21 protein-coding genes and 1 riboswitch are annotated in these 18,811 nt (G+C 31.2%); of the genes, 6 read left to right on the top strand and 15 right to left on the bottom strand.

Annotated features, from left to right (window positions below):
• Window positions 1-213 precede the first annotated feature (213 nt).
• The gene (locus KTC94_RS08510) at window positions 214-585 is read right to left on the bottom strand and encodes an ATP-binding cassette domain-containing protein (RefSeq protein ID WP_220320431.1); all 372 of its coding nucleotides are present in this window, start codon (window positions 583-585) and stop codon (window positions 214-216) included.
• Between the two features lie 739 nt (window positions 586-1,324).
• Between KTC94_RS08510 and KTC94_RS08515 the strand changes: the two genes are divergently transcribed.
• Window positions 1,325-1,522 (top strand): cold shock domain-containing protein, encoded by a 198-nt coding sequence (locus KTC94_RS08515; RefSeq protein ID WP_165413285.1) that lies wholly within the window; start codon window positions 1,325-1,327, stop codon window positions 1,520-1,522.
• Window positions 1,523-1,613: 91 nt separating this feature from the next.
• Here KTC94_RS08515 and KTC94_RS08520 read toward each other — a convergent pair whose 3' ends face one another.
• The 4 genes from KTC94_RS08520 to KTC94_RS08535 all read right to left on the bottom strand — a co-directional run bounded on the left by KTC94_RS08520 (window position 1,614) and on the right by KTC94_RS08535 (window position 6,746).
• A complete protein-coding gene (locus KTC94_RS08520) occupies window positions 1,614-2,183 on the bottom strand; it encodes a DUF6143 family protein (protein ID WP_220320432.1) in 570 nt (189 codons plus the stop codon).
• Window positions 2,184-2,481: 298 nt separating this feature from the next.
• Window positions 2,482-4,503, bottom strand: coding sequence for an ABC transporter ATP-binding protein (locus KTC94_RS08525; protein ID WP_216303844.1), 2,022 nt, complete (start codon window positions 4,501-4,503; stop codon window positions 2,482-2,484).
• Window positions 4,500-6,275: an ABC transporter ATP-binding protein gene (locus KTC94_RS08530; RefSeq protein ID WP_220320433.1), complete on the bottom strand. Its 1,776-nt coding sequence runs from the start codon at window positions 6,273-6,275 to the stop codon at window positions 4,500-4,502. The genes KTC94_RS08525 and KTC94_RS08530 overlap by 4 nt, the downstream gene beginning before the upstream one ends.
• Window positions 6,276-6,311: 36 nt before the next feature.
• The gene (locus KTC94_RS08535) at window positions 6,312-6,746 is read right to left on the bottom strand and encodes a MarR family winged helix-turn-helix transcriptional regulator (protein ID WP_220320434.1); all 435 of its coding nucleotides are present in this window, start codon (window positions 6,744-6,746) and stop codon (window positions 6,312-6,314) included.
• A gap of 195 nt (window positions 6,747-6,941) precedes the next feature.
• On the opposite strand from KTC94_RS08535, the gene KTC94_RS08540 reads away from it, so the two are divergent.
• From KTC94_RS08540 to KTC94_RS08555, 4 genes are all read left to right on the top strand, one after another.
• A complete protein-coding gene (locus KTC94_RS08540; protein WP_165415082.1) occupies window positions 6,942-7,208 on the top strand; it encodes a hypothetical protein in 267 nt (88 codons plus the stop codon).
• 179 nt (window positions 7,209-7,387) lie between these two features.
• Window positions 7,388-7,759 (top strand): CoA-binding protein, encoded by a 372-nt coding sequence (locus KTC94_RS08545; RefSeq protein WP_216303847.1) that lies wholly within the window; start codon window positions 7,388-7,390, stop codon window positions 7,757-7,759.
• A 235-nt stretch (window positions 7,760-7,994) separates the two neighbouring features.
• On the top strand, window positions 7,995-8,342 hold the full coding sequence (locus KTC94_RS08550) for a hypothetical protein (RefSeq protein ID WP_216303848.1): 348 nt from the start codon (window positions 7,995-7,997) through the stop codon (window positions 8,340-8,342).
• 229 nt (window positions 8,343-8,571) lie between these two features.
• Window positions 8,572-8,958 (top strand): thioesterase family protein, encoded by a 387-nt coding sequence (locus KTC94_RS08555; protein WP_369811890.1) that lies wholly within the window; start codon window positions 8,572-8,574, stop codon window positions 8,956-8,958.
• Window positions 8,959-9,173: 215 nt separating this feature from the next.
• Here KTC94_RS08555 and KTC94_RS08560 read toward each other — a convergent pair whose 3' ends face one another.
• Window positions 9,174-10,838, bottom strand: coding sequence for a ribonuclease J (locus tag KTC94_RS08560; RefSeq protein ID WP_220320435.1), 1,665 nt, complete (start codon window positions 10,836-10,838; stop codon window positions 9,174-9,176).
• 248 nt (window positions 10,839-11,086) lie between these two features.
• On the opposite strand from KTC94_RS08560, the gene KTC94_RS08565 reads away from it, so the two are divergent.
• Window positions 11,087-11,527: a DUF3842 family protein gene (locus KTC94_RS08565; RefSeq protein ID WP_220320436.1), complete on the top strand. Its 441-nt coding sequence runs from the start codon at window positions 11,087-11,089 to the stop codon at window positions 11,525-11,527.
• Between the two features lie 140 nt (window positions 11,528-11,667).
• Here KTC94_RS08565 and KTC94_RS08570 read toward each other — a convergent pair whose 3' ends face one another.
• From KTC94_RS08570 to KTC94_RS08610, 9 genes are all read right to left on the bottom strand, one after another.
• Complete coding sequence (locus KTC94_RS08570) at window positions 11,668-12,519, bottom strand: YitT family protein (RefSeq protein WP_216303851.1); 852 nt, start codon at window positions 12,517-12,519, stop codon at window positions 11,668-11,670.
• 198 nt (window positions 12,520-12,717) lie between these two features.
• A riboswitch (cobalamin riboswitch) is annotated at window positions 12,718-12,906 on the bottom strand.
• On the bottom strand, window positions 12,897-13,061 hold the full coding sequence (locus KTC94_RS08575) for a hypothetical protein (RefSeq protein ID WP_216303852.1): 165 nt from the start codon (window positions 13,059-13,061) through the stop codon (window positions 12,897-12,899). It overlaps the preceding riboswitch by 10 nt.
• A gap of 63 nt (window positions 13,062-13,124) precedes the next feature.
• On the bottom strand, window positions 13,125-13,664 hold the full coding sequence (locus KTC94_RS08580) for a cob(I)yrinic acid a,c-diamide adenosyltransferase (protein ID WP_216303853.1): 540 nt from the start codon (window positions 13,662-13,664) through the stop codon (window positions 13,125-13,127).
• Window positions 13,665-13,758: 94 nt separating this feature from the next.
• Window positions 13,759-14,133, bottom strand: a complete 375-nt coding sequence (locus tag KTC94_RS08585) for a DUF6262 family protein (RefSeq protein WP_220287862.1) — start codon at window positions 14,131-14,133, stop codon at window positions 13,759-13,761.
• Window positions 14,133-16,103 (bottom strand): tyrosine-type recombinase/integrase, encoded by a 1,971-nt coding sequence (locus KTC94_RS08590; protein WP_220287860.1) that lies wholly within the window; start codon window positions 16,101-16,103, stop codon window positions 14,133-14,135. The genes KTC94_RS08585 and KTC94_RS08590 overlap by 1 nt, the downstream gene beginning before the upstream one ends.
• Before the next feature lies 1 nt (window position 16,104).
• The gene (locus tag KTC94_RS08595; RefSeq protein WP_220287858.1) at window positions 16,105-17,232 is read right to left on the bottom strand and encodes a tyrosine-type recombinase/integrase; all 1,128 of its coding nucleotides are present in this window, start codon (window positions 17,230-17,232) and stop codon (window positions 16,105-16,107) included.
• Window positions 17,233-17,423: 191 nt separating this feature from the next.
• Window positions 17,424-17,606 carry a helix-turn-helix domain-containing protein gene (locus KTC94_RS08600; RefSeq protein ID WP_220320437.1) on the bottom strand — a complete coding sequence of 61 codons (183 nt, stop codon included), beginning with the start codon at window positions 17,604-17,606 and terminating at the stop codon, window positions 17,424-17,426.
• A gap of 80 nt (window positions 17,607-17,686) precedes the next feature.
• Entirely contained in the window at window positions 17,687-18,010 is a 324-nt protein-coding gene (locus tag KTC94_RS08605; protein ID WP_165413365.1) for an energy-coupling factor ABC transporter substrate-binding protein, read from the bottom strand.
• Complete coding sequence (locus tag KTC94_RS08610) at window positions 18,010-18,762, bottom strand: energy-coupling factor ABC transporter permease (RefSeq protein WP_220320438.1); 753 nt, start codon at window positions 18,760-18,762, stop codon at window positions 18,010-18,012. The genes KTC94_RS08605 and KTC94_RS08610 overlap by 1 nt, the downstream gene beginning before the upstream one ends.
• Between the last annotated feature and the right edge of the window lie 49 nt (window positions 18,763-18,811).

An 18,811-nucleotide genomic window follows, 5' to 3' on the forward strand; every position in this document is an offset into this window, starting at 1 on the left:
AATTATAATTTTTTGACTTAACTCTATTATACATTATCCAATGTTAATTCCGTGTTAATGCAAAATCTTGCTCCTGTTTAAATGTAGATGCAATTATGTACCTAAGATATTAAGAGAGTTTGGAATGGGATATTTTGAAGGGAAAGCACCTTAATAAAAATACAATAGTAGGTAGAATATATTTATTAATTTTGGTGCTAATATTAAATAACCCTATAAATTTTCTAAACCCACTAATTGAATAGTTTTTGATAACGAGTCTTTATCCACATTTCTAAGTTTTGCATAAAACTTTAAACACTGCAAACATGTTAAACTTGGATAGAAAATGGGCACCTCAATGATGGCACCAACTTCTTTAATGTATTTTAAAAATTCTTGCTCCACATCAAAATTATAGAGCTTTATTTTTCCTTGAGTAATACTAGATAAACCTACCATTAGCTTCATCAAGGTGGTTTTACCTGCACCATTTGGGCCAACCAAACCCACAATTTCATTTTTATTTAATTCGAAATTGATATTTTTTAAGATTTCCTTATTGCTTATATTTTTGCGAACATTTTCACATTTTAAAATACCCATAATGTCACTTCCTTCATTTCTGTTTGATGACTTTATAGGACCAAACTTTTGGCCCTATATTATCCAAGTCTTCCCAAGTGAAACTTAGTTCTTCATGAAAAAACTTATTTTTACGATGAGGCTTAAAAAATTAACGTTTATGAAAACTATATAGCATCTCCTATGCATCAAAAAAAGCATCCACATAGGATGCTTTTTAAATATATTTTATCCACAATTCTTGAACAAACATGTTACCTTCTATGCTTGTATTTAAGAATGCATTATGATATTTTTTATCTATAATCTGTTTTGCGCTGTACAGACCTAGTCCTCGTCTTTTCCATTTGTGGAATAGCCTTCTTCATATATCTTATGAATCTTAGGTTCCTGTCCAATAAAATCATTTCAATAACTACGGTCACATAATTATCTTTATAACTTTATTAGTTATCTACATATATAGTAGCATATTTTACTGACCCTTTTCATCTAAAAATCCTTTTAAAATTGATTTTCTTTCATTTTAATCCTCCTAATCTACAATTAATTTTATGCTAAATATAAAACAATTAGTTAATATAACTTGCTTTTTATAATAAACTATGATAACATAAGAATTGACTTAAATGAATAGTAATTAATGTAGCACATATATATTTCAATTGGTACTTTTAAATATAGTATTTTAATATCGAAATTTTATTAGTGAGCTATTACAAAGCATTTAAGAAAATAAAATTTCGGAGGTATACATTATATGAATGGTACAGTTAAATGGTTTAATGGAGAAAAAGGATTTGGTTTTATTACAGGAGAAGACGGAGTAGATGTTTTCGCACATTTTTCTCAAATAAATTCAGATGGTTACAAATCACTTGATGAAGGTCAAAGAGTTTCTTTTGACATCGTTAAAGGACCTAAAGGACCACAAGCAGAAAACATTTCAGTTTTATAATTAAAAAAAGACCATTAAATAGTTATACTATTTAATGGTCTTTTTTTATTTGTATGATTTACAACGTACGTATTTGTAGCTTAGAAAAGTGTTAATCATTACATTTGTTACTTATGCTTTCTTCCCACCAACCAAAAGCTATCCTACCTTCTGTTAAAACTTCTGGTGTTTCTGGATTTGATAGAAATATTAAGAAATTACCACCTTCGCCAATAATTATTTTACCATTTTCACTTTCCACCAATGTTGTTTCAGGCTGGGCACGTCTTACAAAAGCTTTGATTCCACCAGTTGGCTCACCTATAACATTAGATGCGTATTCTAATTTCACCTTTGCTCTAGGTTGTGGTTTGACCCTTAAATTTGTAGGCGTTACAAGTGCATACTTAACATCTGACTCAGGAGGAGTTGCGTTAAACCAAAACTGTGCACGGAAAGCTGACTCTGCAACATCAGTTACAGTCCAAACATTCACATGTAAAATAACACCTGAATTAATTGGATTGTATAATCTTGCCCATGCACTTGTACCTTTCCCAAATACTAAATCATCAGCATACCCAATAAAATATTGTCCACGCATAGATTCGTACAGCTCTATAGGAATATCAACAGTTTTCGAAAGTGTTTCGTATCTATCTTTACAATTTTTTTGATTCATTAAATTACCACCTCACTACATTATATTTGCAATATTAAAATATCGTGACATGATAAATTTTCATAAAAAAATACTAGTAAGAGTCACTCTTACTACTTTTTGAATGTTTGTTTTAATAATCTAAAACATCAATGCATTGGCATTTCTGCTGGTATTTCTTAAGATGAAAATGATGCCTATACCTTTACAAGTAATATCCCAAACATAATTATGCATAAAGATACCCTATAGGGCAGACTTTTTTTACTTGTCTACTCTATAGGGTATTTAAAAATTTCATTTATCATTATTCTTTTATTTATACTACTTCATTATCTAAGTTTGCTCCACTAAATTGACTATTATAAAGATCTGCATAGAATCCATTCTTAGCAAGAAGTTCATTATGACTCCCCATCTCAATAATACTTCCTTTATTCATAACTAATATTAACTCTGCATCTTTAATTGTAGAAAGTCTATGTGCAATTACAAAACTTGTTCTATTTTGCATAAGTTCTGTCATAGCTTTTTGTATATAAACTTCTGTTCTTGAATCAACGCTACTTGTAGCTTCATCAAGTATCATAATAGTTGGATTTGCAAGTATTGCCCTAGCTATAGTAAGAAGTTGTTTTTGACCCTGTGATATATTTGAAGCTTCTTCATTTAGTATTGTATTATATCCATCAGGAAGAGTCTTTATAAAGTGATGCGCATGAGCTGCTCTTGCTGCCTCTATAGCTTCTTCATTAGTTGCTCCCTCTTTACCATACGCAATGTTCTCCATTATAGTACCATTAAAGAGCCATGTATCCTGAAGTACCATCCCAAACATATTACGTAGTTCCCCACGCTTTATGTCTCTGATGTCCACTCCATCAACTGTAATTGAACCTGCATCTATCTCATAGAACCTCATAAGCAAGTTAACAAGTGTAGTTTTACCAGCACCTGTTGGTCCAACAATTGCAATTGTATGACCTCTTTTTACATCAAGGTTCATATTCTTAATAAGAGGTTCTTCTGCTTTATAACTAAAGTCAACATTCTCAAACTTAACTTCTCCCTTAGGAAGCTCAACTACCTTGGTATCCTCAGTTTCTACAAGCTCTTCGACCTCATCTAATAATTCAAAAATACGTTCAGCTGAAGCTACTGTTGATTGAATTATGTTAGCAATATTTGCAGTTTGAACTATTGGCTGAGTAAACTGACTAGAATATTGAATAAAGGCTTGAATATTACCAATACTAATTTTACCTTGCGTTGCTAAAAATCCACCAACAACACAAACTACTACATAACCTATATTACTAACAAATCTCATCATAGGCATTATTATTCCCGATATGAACTGAGCTTTCCAACCCGAAACATATAATCTGTCATTAATATTTTTAAACTCCTCAATAGAATCCTTCTCATGTCCAAAAGATTTAACAATTTTGTGTCCAGTATACATCTCTTCAACATGACCATTAAGTGCTCCAATTTCCTTTTGCTGCGCTGCAAAATATTTTTGGGATCGTTTTGCTACAAACGCTGTCACAACAATATATAGTGGCAAAGTTAATATAACAACCAGCGTCATTAATGGGCTTATTGTGAGCATCATAATGATAATACCTACGATTGTAACAACAGACGTAATAAGCTGTGTAAGACTTTGTTGAAGCGTTGTTGATATATTATCAACATCATTTGTTACACGACTTAATATCTCACCATGAGTTCTTGAATCAAAAAACTTAAGTGGTAACCGCGAAAGCTTATTTTCAACTTCTTTACGCAAATTATAAACAGTTTTCTGCGCAACTCCAGCCATTATATATTGTTGAAGAAATGCAAAAACTGTACTTACTATATATAATGCAAATAATAAAAGAATAATATTTCGAATGTATATGAAATCTATCTTTCCACCATTTACATCCATTATTTTAGAAATTCCAGTTTTAATTTTGGCAAGGCCCTCAATTACTTCAGGCCTCTTTGCAACTGCTGGATCAGACTTTATTAAAGCTGCTATTTTGCCCTGCTGAGCATGCAACTGAAGTAACCCAACTTTACTCATTATGCCTTCAAATAATTTATCTAAAGCTCTTGCTGAAACCTTAGGTCCTACTATTGTAAAAACAGTACTTACTATCGCAAATATAAATACCAGAATAAAATTAGTTCTTTGAGGCTTTAAATAACTTAAAAGCCTTTTTAATGTACCTTTGAAGTCCTTTGCTTTCACTACAGGACCTGCGAAGGATCCCATTGGTCCACCTGAGCGCCCCATGCCTTTTCCCGCTCCTTCACCTGATTTATTGTTCTTGTTATTTTCACTCATGATAATTCCTCCTCTGAAAGCTGTGAAGATACAATTTCATGATATATCTTACAACTAGTTAAAAGTTCCTTGTGAGTTCCTATGCCTGCAATTTTGCCCTCATCTAAAACTATAATTCTATCTGCGTCCATAACTGTTGCAACCCTTTGGGCAATGATTATTACCGTTGATTTTGCTGTTTCTTTTTTAAGTGCTTCACGTAGTTTTGCATCAGTTTTAAAATCAAGTGCTGAAAAACTATCATCAAAAATATATATTTCAGGTTTTCTAACTAAGGCACGTGCAATAGATAGACGCTGTTTTTGTCCACCAGAAACATTTGTTCCTCCTTGGGCAATAAGATGATCATATCCTTCTTTCATTCCATTAATAAAATCTGTAGCTTGTGCTACCGTAGCTGCATGCTGAATTTCTTCAATAGTAGCATTATCCTTACCATATTTAATATTCTCGGCAATAGTTCCAGAAAAGAGTACAGTATTTTGAGGAACGAAACCAATCTTAGACCTTAGAGCTTCCTGACTCATTTCGCGAACATCTACTCCATCAACCAATACTAAGCCACTAACTGCATCATAAAAACGTGGTATTAAGTTGATTAAAGTTGATTTACCAGAACCTGTACCACCAATAATAGCTGTCGTCTCACCAGGTCTTGTACTAAATGTTATGTGGCTAATGGCTGGTTGATCCGCACCTGGGTAGCCAAATGTTACATCCTTAAACTCAACATATCCACTTTGTTTATCCGCCAATTTAGTAATCTTTGGATCAATGATTTCCGGTTCCATTTCTAATACTTCATTTATTCTTATTGCAGAAGCTTGCGCCCTTGGTATCATTATAAATACCATAGCAAGCATTAAGAATCCGAATAAAATTTGCATTCCGTATTGTATAAATGCTATTAATGAACCAACTTCCATACTTGAAGCATCTATTCTTTTAGCGCCGAACCAAATAATAGCAACTGTTGTGACATTCATAATTAACATCATTACTGGCAATAAAAATGCCATGATTTTATTCACTTTTACAGCATTATTCATAAGATCAGTATTTGCATCATCAAATCTAGCCTTTTCAGTATCTATACGATTAAATGCACGTACAACCCTAATACCAGTAAGTCCTTCACGTAATACAAGATTCAATTTATCTATCTTCACTTGCATTAATTTAAATAATGGCATAGCGAATTTAAGGGTTATTCCAATAATAATTCCAAGTAACGGAATTACAACTGCAAAAATCCAGGTTAAATGTGCGTCCTCTCTTAAAGCCATAACAATACCACCTATAGCAGTTAAAGGTGCAAAAAGCATAATAGAAAAAATCATTACAGTTGCTGTTTGAACCTGAGTAACATCATTTGTAGTCCTTGTTATAAGGGTTGCAGTACCGACCTTATCAAACTCATGCAGCGAAAACCCTTCCACTTTAGCAAACAATTTATTACGAATAATCCTGCCAAACCCTACAGCAGTTCTTGACGATAGGAATGCAGCTACAACTGAGCATATAGCTCCACCTGCTGAGAATAATAGCATAAGTCCGCCTATTCTAATAATATAATCTATTCCTTTATAAGTTCCACTGAATCCTAAAAATGAAATAGTTTGAACTACATCCTTTTGTACTATACCTTTATCAACTATATTAGCCATTAAGGTTGGCAAATATAGGTTCGCAAGTACTTGAGTAAAAATCAATATAACTATTAGCACTATTTGCAATGTGTATTCTTTTAAAAATCTAAATAATTTAATCAAAAGTATCATCTCCATTCATTTGTTATTGCATTATTTTTATTGGTCATTTAAAAGCTTCTTAAGTGTATCTAAGCCTTCAAATATTTTATGAAGTTCTTCTGTACTTCCCTTACTCATTATATCTGCAATGTTTTTTTCAAATTGGTTATGAAAGTTTTTATGCATCTCTTTAAAGTTTGGTGACATACTTACGTAGACTACCCTCTTATCCACATCGCTTCTTTCTCTTACTACCATTTCCTGCTTTTCAAGCCTATCAATAATTCCAGAGACTGTACTATTTGATAAACAAAGCTCATTGCTAAGTTCTGTTATCTTAAGTTTCTTTTTTTTACTTAAAAGCCCCAAAACCATACCTTGAGGCGCAGAAATACCTGTATCACAAAGAACTTTACTCATATTATGTTTAAATAGCTGCATAACCTCTTGACAAAGTCTTGCAACTTCTACGCTTTCATTTATTTTTTTCACTTAATTACCCCCTTAAATGTATTTCGTATACTAATATTTCGTATTCGTATATTTAGCTTACGAATTATATTATAATCCCATATATATTTTATGTCAATACATTTTCACATACCCTTAAATTGGACTTTAGGATATTTTACCTTTGCCAAGCCCTAGAGTTTAAGTTATAATTTTATAAATAATGGAGGTGTGTTTATGAATGTTGATTTTTCTAATATTAATCTGAATACCATTATTATGGTTGCATTAGCTATATTACTTGCTTATCTTGGTATTGCAGTATTTAAAATAATTGGAAGGATATTAAGCATTACACTCGGTGTCTTCCTTTTAATATATGTCCTTAAACAAATAGGTATTGCAATACCTGTATTAACTGATTTTCTTAGCTATCTTTTACAGGTGATAAATCCAATTATCGATAATATAAGACATTTAGTTACTTCTGTAAATTTTAAATAGGCATATAATTCAGTTAGGTTTTTTATGTTTCATAGTGAAATAAAAAAAGCGAAGAACAGATTATCCAAATTTCTTTTGATAAAATAACAATAAAAAAACATGCTAATTAGCATGTTTTTTTTATCGCTACTAGGGAATGATAATATTATAGAAATTAATTTTATTAGGAGATGACAACATTGGATGCTAGTCAATTTTTAAATTATAAAAACTGGGTTGTAGTTGGGGATGTATTAAACCCTTCCAAATATGCTTATAAAATATTGAATTCCTTAAAAAAACATGGATTTAACGTAGTGGGGGTAAATCCATCTATTGAAAATGAGGGGATTTATACCACCCTAAGTGATATACCCTACAAGGTAGAAGTTTTAGATTTATGCATTAATCCATATAAAGGTATTAAAATTCTTCATGAAGCCCATGATTTAAAAATAGATAAAGTCCTTATTCAACCAGGAGCTGAAAGCCCTGAAATAATTAATTTTTGTAAATCAAGTGGAATGCAAGTAATAGATGGATGTGCCTTAGTAGAATTATCAAAAATATAAACCAAATAAAATCTTTCCTCCCCATATACCGTTTTGTAAACTCAACATAAATAAGTTTTGCACATTTTTAGAAATATTGCAGAAATTTGCAGAATAATTATTACCAATGATAACACAATATTACAAAATAATGTATTGCTTTGTGGTATAATTAAAATATTGCGGATAGGCATTTTACCTTTATATGTAAATTATCTAACCGGCATTGTTTTATACTATAGCGGGAGGGGAATATATGGAATTAAACACATTAGAAAGCGAGATGCTAATTGACATTTACGATGCTGATATGTTGCCAGGAATGTCATTCGAAATTGAAAATTACAATTTAACAGAGGAAGATCCAAAAGAGAAGAATCAAGAATTTGCTTCCTATTTGGGAAAATTAAAAAGGTTAGGTTTTGTAAAATATGAAGAGAAAGAAGCCTTTGTAAAATGTGGAAGTCGTAGCCCTAAATATAATAATAATGTAGTTATGATTTGTGAAGATAAAATACACATTGATTCCAAAGGAATAAAATTAGTAGAGTTGTATAATTACAGTAATTCCGAAATTCAAAGAAAACTGTATAGATGTGGCTAAATAATTAGCCCAAACAGTAAGAAATGAATTATTCGTTATGATATTATTTCAATTTGAATATTTTAAAAGATCATATAACCATGCAATTAAACAATAGAATTCCAGTAATGGGGTTCTATTTTAATTTATATCATAAGACATATCATAATAACACTATCCTAAAGGTGTTAACATGGTATAATAAGGTATTGGTATAGTAAAAAATAATAAACGGAATGGAGTGATAAAATTGGAATTCAATTTTAATAAAGACTTGAAATTTACTATGGAGCAGACTATTAACAGCAGTGACACCGCGATTTCTTATGGATCTGGAAGTCTAGATGTTTATGCTACTCCAGCTATGACAGCGCTTATGGAGAATGCAGCAACAAATTGTGTTCAACGAAATTTACCTGATGGGTTCACAACCGTCGGTATAGAGATTAGTGTTAAACACATAAAGGCAACACCTGTTGGCGTTAAGGTTAGAGCTGAAGCCTTATTATCAAAGGCAGAAGGCAAAAAATTGTTCTTTAAGGTGGAAGCCTATGATGACATGGGTAAAATAGGTGAAGGAATTCATATAAGGTACATAGTAAATTCTGAAGAATTCATGAAAAAAACAGCACGTTAAATCATAACCTGCGATTCTGTTCATCATCTTCGATGCTACAATATCACAATTAAGACTGTACCTAACAGGGCAGTCTTTTGTTATGTTAAAAATTAATACTATTTTTAGATACAATAGCAATATAAAAAAGCAGTAGAACTAACTACTGCAATTTTTTAGTTTTACTATATGATTTTTGCTGGACTTTTGTATATACCACCAGCTTAAAAAAACTGTTAAATCTCCATAATAATTGGAAGAATAATTGGCCTACGCTTTGTTTTTTCATACAAATATCGCTCTGTGGATTTTTTTATATTAGATTTTAATACATACCATTCAATAATTTTCTTGTCTAAGCACTTATTAAGCTCAACCCTAACAATTTCTTTTACTTCACTAATTAATTCATCCGATTCCTTTGCATATATAAATCCGCGAGTTATTATGTCTGGTCCCGCAATAATACTATAAGATTCGCGTTCTAAAGTAACCACAACAGTGAGCATGCCATCTTCTGCTAAGTGCTTTCTATCTCTAAGCACTATGCTGCCAACATCCCCAACACCAAGTCCATCTACAAATACAGATCCAGTGTGTACCCGTCCTGTTACTTTAGCTTCATCCTTTGTAAGTTCTAAAACCTGCCCTGTTTCCATAGTAAATATATCTTTGCCTTGCATACCTAATTCTTGTGCTAACTTAGCATGGTGACTTAAATGTCTGTATTCACCATGAACTGGCATAAAATATTTAGGATGAACTAATGCGTGAATTAATTTCAATTCTTCTTGATATGCGTGACCGGATACATGCACTTCTTCTAAATCCTCATAAATTACCTCTGCCCCTTTTTTGAATAGCTCATTGATTACTCTAGATATAAGTTTCTCATTGCCTGGAATTGGAGATGCAGAAATAACAAATAAATCCTCTGGTTCAAGGGTGATTTTCCTATGAGTAGCAAAAGCCATTCTAGCAAGTCCTGCCATAGGTTCGCCCTGACTTCCGGTAGTTATTATTGTAATATTTTTATTGTGGTAATTTTGCATATCATCTATACCTATAATGTAACCTTCTGGTACATGGAGATATCCAAGTTCAATAGCTACTTGTGAGATATTGTCCATACTCCTCCCACTAAAAACAATTTTTCTACCATGTTTCACAGAGGCGTCTACGATCTGCTGTATTCTGTGAATATTTGAAGCAAATGTAGCTACAATAACCCTTCCCTCTGCATTAGAAATTATTCTAGTTAGAGTCTTCCCTATAGTTTTTTCAGAAATTGTATGCCCTTCACGTTCCACATTCGTGCTATCCGCCATAAGAAGTAGCACGCCCTCTTTACCTAAATTTGAGATACGTTCAAGATCCATGACCAATCCATCAATGGGGGTATAATCAATTTTGAAATCACCAGTATGTAATATAACACCTAGTGGTGAGTGGATGGCAATAGCACAGGAGTCTGCTATGCTGTGAGTAACCCTTATGAATTCAACTTTAAGATTTTGTAGTTCTATTGTTTCTCCAGCATTTACATTGTGAAGTTCACAATTAGATAATATATTGTGCTCCTTTAGTTTATTTTCAATTAGCCCTAACGTTAACCTAGTACCATAAATAGGTACATTCAATTGTTTTAGAATGTACGGAAGCGACCCTATATGATCTTCATGTCCATGAGTTAAAAAAATACCTTTTACTTTTTCTTCATTATTTTTTAAATAATTTATATCTGGAATTACTAAATCTACACCATACATTTCCTCATCAGGAAAGGCTATACCACAGTCTATAACAATGATTTCATTCGCATATTCAAAAGCTGTTATATTCTTACCTATTTCTCCAAGGCCTCCTAAAGGAATAACCTTTATACTTTCCTCGTTTTTCACTAAATTCTCCCCTTCATTTATATCAATTATATTATTAATATTATTTTCTTTATTTTGCCTCGAATTATAAAATTAATACCTTTATGGGAGAATTTTTTTTGCTTTTTTATAATCATTTTATTTATACCAACGTTGTAATTTTATTTGAACTAAACACAGAATATACATAAACATTATAGTATAATAATATTATCTATATAAAAATAGATTTCATTATATTATAAATTTTATTTTTTGGAGGTATTACCATGAAAATAGCTGTAATAGACGCACAAGGGGCAGGTCTTGGTCAAACAATCATAAAAAAAATTCGTAAAGAAATTGGCCTAGATATCTATATTGTTGCACTTGGTACAAATACATTTGCTTGTTCAAATATGGTAAGAGCTGGTGCAAATATTGGTATAAGTGGAGAGGAATCAATTTGCTCATTTTGCAAGAAAAATAAAATTGATAGCATAATCGGTCCAATTGGAATAATATGTAGTGGTGGCATTAACGGTGAAATTACCCCCATGATTGCCACGTCAATATTTAATATGGATTGTACTAAATATATACTTCCACTACAAAAACATGGTATTTATATACCCGGCACAAGGACTATGCAAATCAAGGATATAATTGAAGAGATTGTACTTGATATAAAAAGTAATATAAAAAGTAATATAAAATATCATTTTATATAAGAAGGTTTATACATAATATTTAAAAGACTTTATTAATTCTTGGGTTAAGACTTCTCTCGGTATTCCATAACTAACAATTTTGCCTGCTTTCATGGCATAAATATTGTTAATCCGCTCTATTAGCTATCTAAAATTTTTATTTAATGTTTTAAGGATTTAAATCCGTATCCAAAGACTTCATAAATATTATTCACTGTTACAAAAGCATCCTTATCAACAAATTTTATGAATTTTTTAAGTGTTATAAACTCCCTTCTTCCTACTATAACCACAACAACTTCTTTATCCTCATCTGAAAAATCCCCTACTCCGTTATATACAGTAGATGTTTTATCTAGCTTTTCTCTTATATATTTTCTTATCTTATCGCTGTTCTTACTTATAATTGTAACTTCTTTGCACACATTTATTCCATCTATGATGTGGTCTATAAGAAAGCCATTAATTATAACTCCGAGCATTGCATATAATGATAGCTTAATTCCAAAAGCAAAAACTGCCATTAAAATTATAATTAAATCACATATTAAAACTCCTTTTCCTAAATTTATATGAAAAAATTCATTTAATATCTTAGCTAAGATATCTGTCCCCCCTGTTGAAGCGTTTTGATCAAAGACTATAGCTGTACCTATTCCTGATATTAGTATTCCAAATATAAGTTCCAGTAAAATATCTCCTGTAATTGAATTATTAATAGGTATAAACTTTTGAAATACAATTATAATACCTCCTACACCAAAGCTTGCATACACACTTTTTCCACCAAAACTCTTTCCGATAGCAATAAATGCTATTACAAACAAAATAAGGTTTATTATCATCATTATCCAACCTACGGATAACCCCCCTGTAAATTTATTTATAACTATTGCTAATCCATTCGCCCCACCTGTCGCTAAATTATTTGGCATTAAAAAGAAATATAAACCTGCTGATACCATAAGCATTCCTATGTTTATAAGCGCAAATTCCTTTATCTTTATTTGCATAATATGCCTCCTTATAATTATCAATTGTATTACCTATCCTCTGTAAAATAATCATAATTTCTTTCTCAACGAAAAATTAAGCCCTTTAGCATTTATGCTAAGGGCTTGATAATAATACCAACCATATTTGTAAAAAATGCAAAATTTAAAATGCATTTTCATACAAATATGCGTCACACCCCCTATCACTCGTAGCGTTCTTGGTGTATTAATGAAGGCAGGTCTTCTGACTTTGGATCATAGTCGCTTTAATCCTTCCCAACAAAATTGTCAGTGGTATAATTTAAAGCTTCTCACCATTACAGCGGCGGGACCGTTCAGGCTTTTCACCTGGTTCCCTTTTAAATGAAATGCAAAACATCTCATACCTTTATATGCTATATTAAATTACTTTCTTTTAATCTCTTCCATAAAACCTTTTTTAATTGAGCTTTATTTATAACAGAGTTTTTATTAAATTCTTCCACAATAACCATATCGGCTTCTCTATTCCCCGTTATATTGACAATAAATTCTTTGCCTAAGTTTTTGTACATATTCATAATAATTCCCCCTTCAAACTCTAAATATTATTAACTTAATTTTAGAATTTGAGGTGGTTATAATCAAAACTCTATACCCTCTCTAGATGGTATTCCTTCGTTAAAATAATGTTTAATATCCTTCATCTCAGTTACAAGGTTTGCTTTATCTATTATAGCTTTAGGTACGTCTCTCCCTGTTAAAATCAATTCTATATTACCAGGTTTATTCTCCATTAATTCTAGTAGTTGTTCTTCACTTATTAGTTGATTGTTCAACGCTCCCATTACCTCATCCATGATAAGTATGTCGCATTTTTCTTCTTTTAATGCTTCCCTGCAAAATTCATACCCCTTTTGTACTTCTTCTTTTAATTCATTTTTTTCCTCTGCATTTAACGTCCAAAAAAAACCTCTTTTTTTCTCAAACCTAAATATGTTAAAAAAGGGAGCCAATTTTTTTGCACTTTCAATTTCACCAGTTTTACTTCCCTTCAAAAACTGTACCATAAATACAGTATATCCATTTCCTGCTGCACGTACAGCTAGTCCTACAGCTGCAGTCGTTTTCCCCTTGCCATTCCCCGTATAAATTTGAACATATCCGTTTTTTAATTTCCCCATTATATTCATTTCTCCTTGTTATATCTCGTGTACAAGATAGTAAGCCTCTTGTCATAGCTATGTTTGCACATAAACTACATATAAACAATGTAGTTTATAATTTTTCATATAACTTACCTCTAAGAATCTCTAATTGCTCTTTTAACTTCCTATTCTCTTCTTCAAGTTCTTTAATCTTTTTATCCTTAGCCATTATGATAATGTCTTTAGATTTAGCTGTTTTATCATATTTAGCTCTTTGATTCATAGTCCTACTCGTTTGATTATCCCTAAGTTCCTCAATTCTTTTCTTAGTCTCTTCATTATTATAAAGAAAAGTTTTAGAAATCCCACCTAATTGAGAAACACTATTGAAGTTGATTTTCTGTTCAGTCAAAGAAAGTTCCCTAATGGCTTTATCCACCTTTTCCAAAGTAATCTTACTTTTATTTTTTGCATATTCTTTTAATCCTTTAGTATGGTCTGCCATTATGAATCCTCCCTTGATTTACCGTTCTTATGAACCAACTTTTGTTCTTTAACTTTTCCTAATGTTTTCTCTAATATATTTAGATACTGCTTATTCTTTTCTGACCATAATTCTCTGCCAAATTTATCACTAACTTCAATCTGTGTTTTAACTTTTAGTATTTCTTCCTCGTATTCGGGGACATTTTCGGTAGTAGTACAGAAACTTGCACAAGTTAAACAATGGTTCATTTGTTGCTTACAAGGGATTTTAGAAGCTTTAAAACATACTCCAAATGGTACTCTTACAGCGTCTAAATTCTTTTTAACATATTCATATCTAATAAGATTTTCTCCTGCGTCAGTTGATGTATCTACCTCTATAAGTTCATTAGTTTCAGTATTTACTTTAAAGAGTTCTAAATCCTCGGTATTCTTCCATTTCTCGTAAAGCATATTCTCACTAACAGTAGCATAATGAACTGTCATTTGAATGCTCTGATGTCCTAAAATCTGTTGTATAATACTTATTCCCATGCCTTGTTCTACATATTCCTTAGCCCTTGTATGTCTTAGTGAATGTAGTCTAAAGTGATATAACTCACCATTAATATTTCTAATTTCTTTTTGTTCAATTAGCCTTTTAATAGTTATTAATAATGATGCCTTGTTTAACGGTCTTCCTTTTAACTTTCCTTCATAAGTATTAAATAAATACTTCTTTGGATTATTTTCTTCTGTACTTAACTCCTTAGCTTTATCAATAGATTTTTGAACCATTTCAGCAACTTTATCTCTTATAGGTATTTTAAGTAGTGCTATATCTGTTTTGGTTATTTCACCACATAAGTAGTAGTTATAGCTTTGCTCTTTGTTATTCCAAATTTGTTCTAAGCAATTATGATATCTAAGATTTAATATATCAGTACCACGCCATCCTGTTTCTCTAAGGAGAATATAAATAGATATATACTGCGGTCTATCTAAATCCATAATGTTATTATCTAATTGTTTTAATATAGGCTCTGGGATAAATTTAGCTTTCTTAACTTCATCTTTATTTAATTCTCTTTTAGGAATATCATCTTGGAATATTAAAAATGATATCTCTTTTTTAGGAGCTTTATCATATTGAGCCATTTGAATATATTCTAAGAATGTTCTAATATAAGATATAAATTTACATCTGTATGTTGGGTTTTTGTCTTTATAATCATTGCCCAACCAATATAAATAGTTTTCTATATCTTGTCTTGATAAATTTTCCATAAATCCATTTTTATATCCATTGGAATAAAACTTATTAAAGAAATAATTTAAATTATTTGTAATCTGAACACAATGATTCCAACTCTTTTTAGTTATAATAGTTTTAAAATATCGTTTGACCATATCTCCATAATAAACAGGAATATTATTAAAATTAAGTTGATTATTTATTGCATTATTAGCACCACTTGCAGGTATTTTAGCACCTCTAATATTCTTTGAATACCATATATCTTTTTCGGTTTCTTCTCTATCATCATAAAAATCTTTAATAAAATCGTATAGAGAGCTTAATATGGAATTGCAAATATTTAAGCTATTATCAGTATTTATATTTGATATTAATAAATGGCTTTTCCATTTTATTAACAATGCGTTTTTATCTTCAATCATATTAAAACTATTTATATCTTTATATGATTTTTCAATAAAGATTGCCATAGGATTTAACCTATAACTTATATTTAACAACTGTGATTTTTTAAGATGATATTCCTTAAAATTAAATAACACATAATATTTAATTTCATTCTTTATCAGCTCATTTTTAAAAGAAAGAAAGTCAATATATCTTGAAGTATAAACTTTTTTTCTTACAAAAAATTCTTCTGTTAAATCCCATTTATCATTCTCTAGCCAATATCCATTATCTTGCTTCAAATACTCAATTATTTCATCATACTTACTTTGTTGATTACCTTTTATCCGTTGTAAATTTTTCATCTTATTCATCCCCTTCATTGTAAATATCTAATCTCAAATTCGGTTGAGTTTTATTAAACTCTTCCGTTATTTCTTTGTCAGAAGGGTGAATATAAGTATTCATAGTAGTATAAATATTTTTATGTCCTGCTCTTATTCTAAGTAATTCTGGTTGCCAACCCGCCATTCTAAGAGTAGTTATTGATGTATGCCTAAACATATGGGGTGTAACATATATATCAGTTTTCTTTTTTAATGTTCTAAATAAATTATCAACATCAACATAATGCATAGCTTTATACTTGTTTTCACCACTTAGTTTTATGAATATATGGTTAGTTTCAACTTCTTCGGTATGATATTCAGCTATATATTCCATAAACGTATCGGCTAAATTCTGTGATATATCAATCCTTCTTGGACTTGACACTGTTTTAATCTCTGCGTTATTTTCAAGTTCGCCTCTATCTTGTAGGTCTATAATCATGTCACTTATATCAAAATCTTCAATCCATAACGATAAGGCTTCGCCTATTCTCATTCCAGTTTCATATAGCAATATTAATAGAAACTTATCTCTAAGGTTATTACAAGCTCTAACGAGCGTTCCTATTTCGTCCTTAGATATGGTTTTAGGTTTAGACTTAGGGACTTTTAATCTTAATATATTACTTGAAACTTTCTTTTGTTCATGAGCTATTCCATATAAGAAACCTTTAAAGTTTCTACTTGGAGTAGATACAAACTTTTTAAGTCTATCTGAAATGTTATTGCTATATTCCTCGTGTCTTAAAATATAGTCGTAAAACGATAAAACTGCATTTACTATAATATTTACTGTTCTTGGACTTCTTGCTTCATCAACTTGATGCGTTGGAATTACCTTTAAACTCTTATAAGGATTCTGTAACCAGTTCACGAATAAAGCTAAGTCATCAATAGTTACCTTTTGAAAATCTAATTCTCTTTGTTGTAGATATTCAAAGTACAACTTTAAATGCTGACAATACATTCTTAAAGTATTTCTCGCAAAATTGGTGTTATCCTTAAACCTAATAAATTTTAATATTGGTTCTATAGGCAATCCATTATCATCTGCAACAAAATATCTTTCCTTACCATCTTCTGTTTTTACTTTTACTACTTCCATACTTTTATATACACTCCTATAATTCGATTATATTCTACATATAGTTTACTATAGCTACTATAATATTTCAAACTATATATTTAATACTTATCGTTTTATATCTATATAAGAATGTATCATAGAATACTATAAACACGGTCTAATTAACTACACTATATTCCTTGTTTTAGCATATGCATACATATGCTTTATTATCTCACGGTTATCTTATATTTTTTTATTTTATATTGCAAATCTTGTCTTGAAATACTTAATTCTCTTGATGTTTTGCTAACATTGTTTTCGTTTTTATTCAGTGTTTTTTCAATAATTCCCTTTTCAATATCAGCCATATAATTAACCAACTCGAACTTCTTTTCTACATTTACCACCATATTTTGAAAACACCTCCCTATCTCTCGTAGCGTTAACTGTGTATAATTATAGAAAGGTATTCTATAAGGCTGGAAAATCATTATTCAGTTTTATTCCCCTGATTTTCTTTTTTAGTTCTCTCTACGAATCTTCCCAGGAAAAAGAATAGAACACCAACTCCTATACCTGTCTGTAGACAAAAGAGTAAACTCTCAATTTCGCCTGGTAATTCTCCACCAATCCAAGTTTCCATAACAGGTTCAAACCAAGGCTTATACTCTGTACCTGTAATCTCGGAAACCACTTTGCTTCCTGCATCATCTGAGCCACCAAATTCAGCACCCTTTAACGTGAATAATGGTATAATGGCAATCACTGCAGCAATAATTAATAAAATGATAACCTTTTTTTTCGTCTTTACCATTAATTTTCGCCTCCCTTTAGGAATCCAAGTTCTGTTAATTCGGATTTTGCATATGTTTCAAGACCCATAATGATAACAACTGTCAGAATACCCTCGATAATTGCCAGTGGAAGCTGTGTCGGTGCAAATACTGCAAGGAACTTGACTACAGATGCTGCGATACCACCGTTTGCAGACGGATACGCAAGTGCAAGTTCAAAACTTGTTACACAATAGGTTAATAAGTCACCGATTGATGCTGCCAGAAAAATACCTACATATTTATTGACTTTGAGCTTCTGGCATGATTTGTAGATTACATAAGTAATAAGCGGTCCTGCAATAGCCATAGAAAACGTATTAGCACCAAGAGTGGTCAGTCCGCCATGAGCAAGCAAAATTGACTGAAAAAGTAGTACAATAATCCCCAGGATGCTGACTGCCATTGGTCCGAATAGGATTGCCCCAAGTCCGGTACCAGTCATATGTGAGCAACTTCCTGTTACTGACGGAATCTTTAAAGATGAAAGCACAAAAATGAATGCGCCTGACATAGCAAGAATAGTGATGGATTTACGGTTCTTAGCTAATGTTTTCTTAATTGATAAGTAACCTGCTACCAAGAATGGAACGCATATAACACCCCATATAATACAGAATTTTGGTGGAAGGTATCCTTCCATGATATGCATTGCGTTTGCTGCCGGAGCTACCCCGAAAATTAATGCGAAAGCAATCGCAATAAAGACAATTTTCTTTTCTTTCTGGTTCATTTTTTTCCTCCTCTATTGTTTTTAATTTATATTAATCTAAGCTAACCCG

Origin of the sequence: Clostridium sp. CM028, from assembly GCF_030585565.1 — a bacterium.
Classification (GTDB): Bacteria; Bacillota; Clostridia; order Clostridiales; family Clostridiaceae; genus Clostridium_AD; species Clostridium_AD estertheticum_B.